General features: G+C 43.7%; 1 protein-coding gene. It reads right to left on the reverse strand.

The features are described from left to right. Positions 1-179 precede the first annotated feature (179 nt). Positions 180-1,028 carry a 4-(cytidine 5'-diphospho)-2-C-methyl-D-erythritol kinase gene (gene ispE / locus ABFX15_RS08875; RefSeq protein ID WP_346025071.1) on the reverse strand — a complete coding sequence of 283 codons (849 nt, stop codon included), beginning with the start codon at positions 1,026-1,028 and terminating at the stop codon, positions 180-182. Between the last annotated feature and the right edge of the window lie 131 nt (positions 1,029-1,159).

The following is a 1,159-nucleotide window of genomic DNA, read 5'->3' on the forward strand; positions in this document are numbered from 1 at the left end:
TGGTACTTCAATTATAGCCGGTGGGGCTCATTTTGTCTTTAAAAAAGAAACATCCCTCGACCATTTTTTTCAAAATCGGTCGAGGGATGTATTCATTTTAGGGGAGTTTTTTCCCAGCTCTTAATTTAGTCATTCTAACTTTTCGAGTGTGAAAAAAAGAGTCTTGTCTGAACCGTTTTTCAACTGATCGTACGTACTAAGTACACTTCCTTGCAGAATCCCTTGAGCCCATTGACTATGCGACGGGCTTTGGAAAGATTTTGTGTCAGCCCATAAACAGTCGGCCCTGTTCCGCTCATCAAGGCAGTATCTGCACCGAAACTGCTCATTTTTTCTTTGATTTCCTTTATCATATGATTTTGTTCAACAGCTTTCTCTTCCAGTGCATTTCCGGTTGCTTTGATGATGCGCTTATAATCTGACTGTATCACGGCCTCTTTCATTTCATTCACGTCGAAAACAGGCAGATTAGCAACATCAAGATCTTTAAAAACAGTCCAGCTGGATATGCCTTTTGGCGGCTTGACTATAATAACCCAGGCATGAGGAAAAGAAGGAAGGGGTTCAACTTTTTCGCCTCGCCCAGTTACATAAGCGGTCTGGCCGTATACACAAAAAGGGACGTCCGACCCGATCTGTTCCCCCAGCTCAGCCAGCTCATCAAGAGTCAGGTTAAGTCTCCACAGGCGATTTAGGGCCCTTAAAGTAGCTGCCGCATCGGCACTGCCTCCCCCTAGACCGGCTGCGATCGGGATATGCTTATCAATAAAGATATCTGCACCATATCTCACTCCATAAGTGCGTTTCAGAAGAAGCGCAGTCTTGTAGACAATATTCTTTTCATTAAGCGGCATAAATGAACTCGAAGAATCCAGAGTGACAGCTTCATCAGTCAATTTAAAAGTCAGCCTGTCCGCCAGATCTACGGGTGTCATCACCATTTCCATCTCATGAAAGCCATCCGGACGCCTGCTCAAGACATTTAAACAGACATTGATTTTAGCAGGGGCTTTTTCATATTCCTCCATTACATCCCTCCTCATGAAAAGTCTGATTCTTTCTCTATTGTAGAACAGTTAGGCAATATTGTGAACTACCCACCACTTAAATCCTTTGGATTTTGAAGTGGGGGCTTCCTACGAACTCCATTCTTATCTGC

This window comes from Alkalibacterium indicireducens (assembly GCF_039522005.1).
Taxonomy (GTDB): domain Bacteria; phylum Bacillota; class Bacilli; order Lactobacillales; family Carnobacteriaceae_A; genus Alkalibacterium; species Alkalibacterium indicireducens.